The sequence below is a fragment of the Rathayibacter rubneri genome, assembly GCF_023743255.1.
Lineage (GTDB): Bacteria > Actinomycetota > Actinomycetes > Actinomycetales > Microbacteriaceae > Rathayibacter > Rathayibacter rubneri.
In genome coordinates this window covers 1-9172 of sequence record NZ_JAMRYM010000115.1, presented here as the reverse complement: position 1 = coordinate 9172, position 9172 = coordinate 1, and the positions used below count along the sequence as shown (strand labels likewise).

The following is a 9172-nucleotide window of genomic DNA, read 5'->3' as shown; positions in this document are numbered from 1 at the left end:
GCCCCGGCGCGCTCCCCGGGGGTGAGGGACGCGTCCTGCACCGCGGCCGCGTCGGCGAAGCCGCGCTCGGCGAGCACCGACTCGAGGTGCTCCTCCGCCTCGTCCGCCGCGCGACGGCGCGAGAGCACGAGGTCCTCCGCGGCCACGAGGGCGTCCGCGACGCGGCGCCGGTCGGTGAGCTCGGCCACGCGGGCGGCGATGCTGTCGGCTCCGTCGCGCTGCGCCCGGACCCTCTCGAGGAGGGTGCGCAGCGCCTCCGCGGCGATCGTCGCCTCGCGGGTCCGCCGCTCGTTCTCGGTGCGGGCGCTCTCGCGGAGTGCGGTCAGTTCGTCGAGGCGGCGGCGCACGGTGCTGCGCTCGCTGCGCAGGACCTCGCAGCGCGACGCGGCGGCGCGGGCGGCGGCGAGGCGCTCGACCGCCTCGATCCGGGCGAGGTCGAGCGCCTCGGCGGTAACGGTGCCGGCCCGCTCCTCGAGCGCGGCGAGTGCGAGCGCCGCCGAGCCCTCGCGGTCGCGTGCCAGGTCCATCGCCCGAGCGGCCGCCTCGACCGCCGAGCGAGCGCGTTCGAGGTCCTCGGTGCGCACGGGGACGACCTCGCCGTGCTCGGCCGGTCGCGGGTGGTCGTGCGAGCCGCAGACGGGACAGGACTCGCCGGGGACGAGTGCGGCGGCGAGCTCCCCGGCGAAGCCGGCGAACCGGCGCGTCACGAGCGCGGAGTGCTCGGCGGCGAGCAGGCCGTGCCGACGACCGGCCTCGGCGTACGCCGAGCGGAGCGACGCGAGGGCCGACGCGGCGCCCTCGCGCTCGGCGGCGGCGGCGATCCGGCGCTCGAGCGCGGCGAGCTCGTCGGCGCGGGAGGACGCCGTGGCCGCCTCGGGACTCAGCGACTCCTCCTCGGCGCCGATCGCGTCGAGCCGCAGCGGGAGCTCCTGCAGCTCGCCGTCGATCTGCTCGAGGTCGGTGAGAGCGCGGCCGCGGGCGCGCTCGGCCCGCTCCGACTCCGTCTCGGCGTCGGGGATCCGCCGCTCCTCGGCGAGGGCGTCGGCGAGCGATCCCAGCCGCCGTCCGAGTGCTTCGGACTGCTCGGCGGCCGCCGCACGGTCGGCGGGACCGGCGAGGACGGCGCGGAACCGCTCCGCCGCACGATCGCGATCAGCAGTCGCGGTCTCGGCCGCGGCGCGGGCCGTGGCCGCCGATCGCAGCACCGGCAGCACGCCGTCGGCGCGTCGCGCGAGCTCCACGCGTTCGCGCTGCGCGACGACGACGGCCTCGGCGACCGCCAGCTCCTCGCTCTCGCGCAGCGCCCTCGAGCGGCGCTCCTGCGCACGGCGGAGGATCGAGGCGGCCTCGAGCTCGGCGCGCGCGGCGACGTGCGCCTCGTCGGCGCCGTCGACGTCGGTGCGCGCCTCGGCGAGGCGGGGTGCGAGAGCGCGGACGAGTCCGGCGAACCACGCGGAGTCGACGGCGTCGCCCTCGTCGTCCTCGCCGAGCCGGCGCGCCTCGTCGGCGAGGGCGGCGACCGCGGCGCGCTCCTCCTCGAGGGCGGCGGCGCTCTCCTGCCGCTGATCGAGCAGGCGACGTCGGAGCAGCTCGTAGCGCTCGGTGGCGAAGAGCGTGCGCAGCAGCTTCTGCCGCTCGTCGTTCTTGGCGAGGAGGAACTCGTGGAAGCGGTTCTGGGCCAGCAGGATCACCTGCAGGAACTGGTCCTTGGTCAGCCCGACGATGCGGCCGATCTCGACCCCCGTCTCCTTCGCACTGGAGGACACGCCGCTCCAGGAGCCGCCCACGCACTCCAGGAGCGAGACCTTCGCCGCCTGACGGGTGGTGCCGCCCCCGCGCTTGGCCGGGCGCTCGTACTCGGGCGAGCGCCGGATCCGGTAGAGCCGGCCCGCGGCCTCGAAGTCGAGCTCGGCGAACGTCTCGTCCTCGGGCGCGCTGTGATCGCTCCGGAGCCGCGCCGAGGTGCCGTCGAAGCGGGGCACGGAGCCGTAGAGGGCGAAGCTGATCGCGTCGAGGATCGTCGACTTGCCCGCACCGGTGCGGCCCGCGATGAGGTAGATGCCGACGTCCTCGAGTCGGTCGAAGTCGATCTCCTGAGGGTCGCGGAACGGTCCCAGTCCGGCGAAGGCGAGGCGCCTGATCCTCACCGCAGAGCCTCGGCGTCGACCGCCGCGAGGGCGTCGAGGACGATCCCGCGCTCGGCGTCGGAGGCACCGCGTCCCCGCACGTGGGCGAGGAAGTCGTCGACGATCTCGACGTCGCTGCGCCCGCGGATCCGCTCGGCGTAGGCGGTCGGCTCGGCGGCCGGTGCGCTCGGCGGCCGATGCTCCAGGGCCACGCAGCCGGGGAACCGGGACTGCAGACGCGCCATCGCGTCGAGGGGGCGCACCTCGTCGGTCAGCACGGCCGAGACCCAGTCCGGCTCCTTCTGCGCGAGCGAGGGATCGGCCAGCAGCTCGTCGAGCCGCCCCTCGATCACGCTGAGCCTGCGGGGCACGGGCAGCGGTGACCAGCGGACGTCCTCCAGCCCGTCGGCGCCGAGCTCCACGATCCAGCCGCCGCGGGGCTTCGCCGCCTCGCCGAAGGAGTAGTGCAGGGGCGCACCGGAGTAGCGGACGTTCGGCAGCAGCTCGGCCCGGCCGTGGACGTGCCCGAGGGCGGCGTAGTCGGCATCGGCGAAGTGGTCGACCGAGACGTAGTCGATGCCCCCGGCGGTGATGTCGCGCTCGACGGTGCCGGCGGGCGCGCCGACGGCGAAGCAGTGCGAGAGGACGACCCAGTGCCGCCCGGCGGCCTCGGCCGAGGCGCGGATCCGCCGCATCGCGAAGGCGAGGACGTCCTCGTGCCGGCGGAGCGACTCCTCGGGGTGCCGGTGGCGGTAGAGAGCCGGCTCGAGATAGGGGATGCCGTAGACCCCGACCTCGAGCCCTCCCGCGTCGCGGAGCACCACGGGCTCGGCGTACGCCTCGGGGTCGGTGAGGACGTGGACGCCGGATCCGCGCAGGAGCCCCGCCTGGAAGCCCAGACGCGCGGGGGAGTCGTGGTTGCCGCTGGTCAGGACGACCTCGGCTCCGGCGCCGCGGAGCTCCTCGAGCGTGCGGGTGAGCAGGGCGTAGTGCTCGCCGGCCGGCACCGCGGAGTCGAAGACGTCGCCCGCCACGAGCACGACGTCGACGGCCTCCTCGCGCACCGTGGCCACGAGAGCCTCGAGCACCTCACGCAGCGCGGGCACGCTCGAGTGGCCGTGGAAGGTGCGGCCGATGTGCCAGTCGGAGGTGTGGAGCAGCTTCACCGACGTCGTCCCTCCTGGCGTGCGGGGTGGCCCCCTTCTGGTTCCTCCAGGCTACTGAGAGCCTCCGACACCCGAGGACCGGCCGGCGGTGCGGGGGCGGATCCGCTCCGGACACCCGCTGTTCACCGGGAGGTGCACAATGGGTCGTCGGCGAAGGCGAGAGGAGTCGATCGTGAAGCTTCCCCGCGTCCCGTCCCTCGGTCTCGGATCGCGCACGCGCGCGGCCGCGGAGGACACCAGCCCGATCGAGCGGCTGCGCCCCGTCGAGGCTCCGCCGCGCACCAGCACCGTCGACAACGCGATCTACCAGGACGGCCGGCGCATCGTCTCGCCCGGCAGCATCCCGGAGGCGCTCGCCGCGCTGCAGCGGCTCCCGGACGCCATGGCGTGGATCGGGCTCTACCGTCCGACCGAGGGCGAGCTCGCGGCGCTCGAGGACGAGTTCTCGATGCACCCCCTCGCGATCGAGGACGCGATCAGCGCCCATCAGCGCCCGAAGCTCGAACGCTACGGCAGCGACATGTTCGTGGTCCTGCGGGCCGCGAGCTACGCCGATCAGCGCGAGGAGGTCGACTTCGGCGAGCTGCACCTCTTCGTCGGCCCGAACTTCGTCGTGACCGTCCGGCACTCCGAGAAGCCGGACCTCTCCCTCGTGCGGCGCCGGATGGAGGCCGATCCCGAGCTCCTGCGCAAGGGCCCTGTCGCGGTCCTCTACGCGATCCTGGACGCGGTGGTCGACCAGTACTCGCCGGTGGTCGCCGGCCTCGAGAACGACATCGACGAGATCGAGGCCCAGGTCTTCGAGGGGGACCCCGCGGTGTCGCGGCGCATCTACGAGCTGAGCCAGGAGGTGCTCGACTTCCAGCGGGCCACCCGGCCGCTCACGGGCATGCTCGGGCGCCTGGTCACCGACTTCGAGGTGTTCCGCGAGGACGTCGAGCTGCGCCGCTACCTCCGCGACGTCGCGGACCACGTCGCCGTCGTCGACGAGCGCGTCGAGGGCTTCCGGACGACGCTCCGCGAGATCCTCGCGGTCAACGCGACCCTCGTCGCCCAGCGGCAGAACGAGGACATGAAGCGGCTGGCGGAGGCGGGCAACCAGCAGAACGACGAGGTCAAGCGCATCTCGGCCTGGGCGGCCATCTTCTTCGCACCGACGATGATCTCGAGCGTCTACGGCATGAACTTCGATGTGATGCCGGAGCTGCACGTGGCGTGGGGCTACCCGGCCGCGCTGGGGCTGATGGTCGCGTCGAGCGTGATCCTGCACCGCCTGTTCAAGCGCTGGGGCTGGCTCTGACGCGGTGAGCGGCGCCGGATCCCGTCGGTTCAGCACGCGCTCGGCGCCCGGGCCGTCTCGGAACGGGGACGGGAGGGGCCGCCGCTGATCCGGCCGCCCCTCCCGAGGTCCTACTCGTCGCCTGAGGAGCCCGGCTCCGCGACCTCGGTGCCGTCGGCGCCCGAGGCGTCGCCGTCGGTGTGCAGATCCGTGTCGCCCGGGATGCTGAAGTCGCTCAGCGGGTCCAGGGGCTTCTCGTCGTGCTTCTCGTCGCGTTCGCTCATACCTGCACCCTACGAGCGTCCGACGAGCCGCTGCACCGCGGTGACCGGGATCGACAGCCACTGGGGGCGGTTGCGGGCCTCGTAGATCGCCTCGTAGACGGCCTTGTCGAGCTCGAACGCGTCGAGCACGGCGCGGTGCGCCTCGACGGCGTCGCCCGCGCGCTCGGAGTAGCCCTCGAGGAACGCGGCGCGGCTCGCCGCGGCCCACTCGGCGCGACTGGAGCCGGGGGAGCTCTGCTCGTGCGCTCCGGCGGCGTAGTCGAAGGAGCGCAGCATGCCCGCGACGTCGCGCAGGGCCACGTCGGGCATCCGCCGCTCGTTCATCGGACGCAGGGGCTCGCCCTCGAAGTCGAGGAGGACCCAGCCGCGACCGGGGACCAGCAGCACCTGCCCCAGGTGGTAGTCGCCGTGGATGCGCTGCAGCCGGGGCCAGGGTGCGGCCGCGGCGGCGCGGAAGACGGCGTCGATCGCCTCGGAGTCCTCGGCGATGACCGGCACCTCCGACGACGCGATCCGGAGGCGACGGCGCATGGTCGCGACGATGCGCTCGACGACCTCGGGGGTCGCCTCCTCCGTCTCGAGGACGTCGGCGAGCGTGGCGTGCACCGCGGCGGTCGCCGAGCCCAGTTCGCGGGCGGGACCGGTGAAGTCGGAGTCGGCGCCGACCGCCTCGAGGGCGACCCGCCACGCGTCCTGGACGCCGGGGAGGAACTCCTGCGCGAACGCGAGGTGCCCGAAGGCGCGCCCGCTCGGCTCGCCCTCGTCGTCCCACTCGCCGGTGACGTTGCCGATGACGGGCGGAACCAGCGCGCTGCCGGCCGCGTTGAGCGCCGACTGCACCGTCACGTCGGGGTTGTCGCCGTGGTGCAGCGCTCGGAAGACCTTCACGATCACGGGGGTGCCGGCGGAGCCGTCCTCGGCCGTGGTCGAGACGATGACGGAGGTGTTCGACTGCTCGCCGCTGAGCACCTTCGACGACGCGAACGCACCGATCACGGCGCCGGGCTGCCGGTGCCCCTCGGCCCGGGCGCCGCCCTCGGCGCCGTCCTCGGCGGAACGGCCGCCGTCGGCGATCATGCCGAGCAGGGCGCGGGCGAAGAAGGGGTCGCGCGGGGCGTCGTAGACCCAGCGCTCGCCGTCGGAGTAGACGAGCGCGTCCTCGAGGCCGGCGACCGGTGCCGGGTGCACGGACACCGGCACCTGGTACAGCACGGGAGTCGTCCCCGCCCGGTCGATGAAGAGGTGGTCCACCACCTCACCGCCCTCGGGGTGCAGCGACCACGCGCCGCGGACCTCGAGCTCGGGGCGCCGCCCCTTGCTCGCGTACCACCGCTGATCCGCCACCCATGCGGCGATCCGGTCGATCGACAGGCCTGCGCTCATGCTCTTCCCTTCGTCGGCACCCCGAACCCTACGCGTCGGGGGTGACACGCGGGTGGGGCTTGCGGCGGGGCCGCCCGATCCGGAGCCGGACGCTCAGGACGCTCGGAGCACGTCCAGCATCCAGGCGTACTCGAAGGCCACCTCGCGCCAGCGCTCGTAGCGGCCGCTGCCCCCGCCGTGCCCGGCCGTCATCTCGATCTTGAGCAGCGCCGGCGCCCCGGCCTCGCGGAGCCGCGCGATCCACTTCGCCGGCTCCACGTAGAGCACCCGCGTGTCGTTGAGGCTGGTCGTCGCGAGGATCCGCGGGTACCGCACTCCGTCCCGCACGTTCTCGTAGGGCGAGTACGACTTCATGTAGGCGTAGACCTCGGCGTCGTGCAGCGGGTCGCCCCACTCGTCCCACTCGATGACCGTGAGCGGCAGCGACGGATCGAGGATCGAGGTGAGCGCGTCGACGAACGGCACCTGGGCCAGGACGCCCGCGAACAGCTCCGGAGCGAGATTCGCGACGGCGCCCACCAGCAGGCCGCCGGCCGAGCCGCCCTGGGCGACGAGCCGCTCCGGAGTCGTGAACCCGGCCTCGACGAGGTGCCGGGCGGAGTCGACGAAGTCGGTGAACGTCGCCTTCTTGGTGAGCGTCCTGCCGTTCTCGTACCAGGAGCGGCCCATCTCGCCGCCGCCGCGCACGTGCGCGATCGCGAAGACGACTCCGCGGTCGAGCAGGGAGAGCCGGGGGATAGAGAAGCCGGGATCGATGCTCGCCTCGTAGGAGCCGTAGCCGTAGAGGATCAGCGGAGCCGGGGCGGCGTCGGGATCGGCGGCGTCGCGGCGCCAGACCAGCGAGAGCGGAATCCGCGTCCCGTCCTGAGCGATCGCCCACTCCCGTCGCTGCACGTAGCGCTCGGGGTCGTAGTCGCCGAGCACGGGCTGCTGCTTGAGCACCGTGCGCTCGCCGCTCGCCACGTCCAGCGCGAGGACGGTCGACGCAGTGACGAACGACGTGTAGGCCAGTCGCAGCGACGTCTGCTCCCACTCCGGATTACCGGCGAGACCCGCATCGTAGAGCGGCTCGTCGAAGACGATCTCGTCGAGCGAGGCCTCGCCGTCGCCCTCCCGGAGCAGGCCCAGGCGCGTCGCACCCTCCGACCGGTAGGAGACGACCACGTGCCGGGCGAAGGCGTCGACGCCCTCGATGCGGCGACCGGCGAGATGGGGCACCACGACGCGCCGCTGACGCGCGCGCTCCTCGGCGCTCAGCGAGAGGTCCGCCGGCTCCTCGACGATCTCGAAGTCGAGCGCCGCGTCGTTGTGCACGATGAGGAGGCGGTCGCGCCCGTCGATCACGGCGTGGTCGACCTCGTACTCCACGCCCTCACGGCGCGGCCACACCGAGCGGAACTCGCCCGTGGGGTCCTGCGCGTCCAGCAGGAGGCATTCGCTGGTGATCTTGCTGCCGATCTCGATGACCAGGAAGCGGCGGCTGCGGGTGAGGCCGACGCCGATCCAGTAGCGCTCGTCGGGTTCGGTGAAGACCACCACGTCGGAGGCGGCGTCGGTGCCGACCTCGTGGCGCATGATCGTGTCCGGCCGCCACGACTCGTCGACGGTCGGGTAGAAGACGTGGCGGGCATCGGCGCCGAACGTCGCTCCGCCGCCCGTCTGCTCGACGACGTCGGGCAGGTCCTCGCCGGTCTCGAGGTCGCGGATGCGGAGGGTGTAGCGCTCGTCGCCCTCGACGTCGGTGCCGAAGAGCAGGTAGCGTCCGTCGGCGCTGATGTCGAAGCTGCCCAGGGAGAAGAACTCGTGCCCCTGGGCCTCGGCGTTGCCGTCGAGGACGATCTGCTCGCCGGGGAGCTCGCCGCCCTCGCCGAGGGCGGGCGGGGTCCAGTCGTCGGGTCCGCTGATCGGGGCACGGCAGTGCACCGCGTACTGGCGGCCCTCGAAGGAGCGCGAGAAGTACCACCAGGCGCCCTCGCGGACGGGCACCGAGAGATCGGTCTCCTTCGTGCGCGAGCGGATCTCCTCGAAGAGCCGCTCCCGCAGCGGCGCCAGCGGCTCGAGGACCGCGTCGGTGTAGGCGTTCTCGGCCTCGAGATGGGCGAGGACCTCGGGGTCCTCCTTCTCGCGGAGCCACTCGTACTGATCGACCACCGTGTCGCCGTGGTGACGGCGCTCCAGGGGGACGCGGCGGGCGACGGGCGGGACGGGCGCAGTCATCCCCTCAGCCTAGGCCGGAGCGGCATCCGGGCGCCCCCGGGTGCGCCGCACGCGCCCGCCGTGCGCAGAATGGACCATGCCGAGTGCGAAGAAGTCGAAGAAGCCCGCCGCGACCGGGGGTCGCACCTCGCACACGCAGACCGAGATCGAGCGCAAGTACGACGTCGGCGCCGACACCGAGCTGCCGGACCTCGTGGGAGCCGGACCGGTGGCGTCGACGGAGCGCGAGGCCCCGGTGGCTCTGCGCGCCGAGTACTTCGACACCTCGGGACGCGCCCTCTCGCGCGGCCGCATCACCCTGCGGCGCCGGGCGGGCGGCGCGGACGAGGGCTGGCACGTCAAGCTGCCCGGCTCCGCGGGGCGCACCGAGATCCACGCGCCGCTCACCGAGTCCAGCACGGTTCCGGCGGTCATCCGCTCGGCGGTGCTCGGCCACGTCGGCCGCTCGCGCCTCGAGCCCCTCGCCCTGCTCGAGACGTCCCGGGGCATCACCCGCGTGCTCGCCGCCGACGGGCGCCAGCTCGCCGAGGTGGCCGACGACCTCGTCATCGCCCGCGACGAGCGCACCGGAGTCGAGCGGCGCTGGCGGGAGTGGGAGGTCGAGCTCGTCGATGCTCCCGGGGACGAGGGGGAGGCGGTGCTCGAGGCGCGAGCGGCCGACGTGGCCGAGCACCGCCGAGCGGATGACCGCCGGAAACGTGCTGGACTCGGGGAGCG

7 protein-coding genes are annotated in these 9172 nt (G+C 73.7%); 2 read left to right on the top strand and 5 right to left on the bottom strand.

The genetic code is table 11. From position 1 onward, the window contains the following. Together NB037_RS17200 and NB037_RS17195 are read right to left on the bottom strand one after the other, a co-directional pair. On the bottom strand, positions 1-2147 hold a 2147-nt coding region (locus tag NB037_RS17200; RefSeq protein WP_251947960.1), incomplete at its 3' end, for an AAA family ATPase. Further along, positions 2144-3292, bottom strand: a complete 1149-nt coding sequence (locus NB037_RS17195) for an exonuclease SbcCD subunit D (RefSeq protein ID WP_251947958.1) — start codon at positions 3290-3292, stop codon at positions 2144-2146. The genes NB037_RS17195 and NB037_RS17200, both read right to left, overlap by 4 nt. Before the next feature lie 172 nt (positions 3293-3464). Here NB037_RS17195 and NB037_RS17190 point away from each other — a divergent pair, with 172 nt between their 5' ends. Then, on the top strand, positions 3465-4592 hold the full coding sequence (locus NB037_RS17190; protein ID WP_372490778.1) for a magnesium and cobalt transport protein CorA: 1128 nt from the start codon (positions 3465-3467) through the stop codon (positions 4590-4592). 110 nt (positions 4593-4702) lie between these two features. On the opposite strand, the gene NB037_RS17185 is transcribed toward NB037_RS17190, so the two are convergent. From NB037_RS17185 to NB037_RS17175, 3 genes are all read right to left on the bottom strand, one after another. Continuing rightward, a complete protein-coding gene (locus tag NB037_RS17185) occupies positions 4703-4855 on the bottom strand; it encodes a hypothetical protein (protein ID WP_251947956.1) in 153 nt (50 codons plus the stop codon). Positions 4856-4864: 9 nt separating this feature from the next. Further along, a complete protein-coding gene (locus tag NB037_RS17180) occupies positions 4865-6238 on the bottom strand; it encodes a maltokinase N-terminal cap-like domain-containing protein (RefSeq protein ID WP_251947954.1) in 1374 nt (457 codons plus the stop codon). A gap of 93 nt (positions 6239-6331) precedes the next feature. Then, positions 6332-8455, bottom strand: coding sequence for a S9 family peptidase (locus NB037_RS17175; RefSeq protein WP_251947952.1), 2124 nt, complete (start codon positions 8453-8455; stop codon positions 6332-6334). A gap of 76 nt (positions 8456-8531) precedes the next feature. On the opposite strand from NB037_RS17175, the gene NB037_RS17170 reads away from it, so the two are divergent. Next, positions 8532-9172 (top strand): CYTH domain-containing protein (locus tag NB037_RS17170; protein WP_251947949.1); only part of this gene is annotated, 641 nt, incomplete at its 3' end.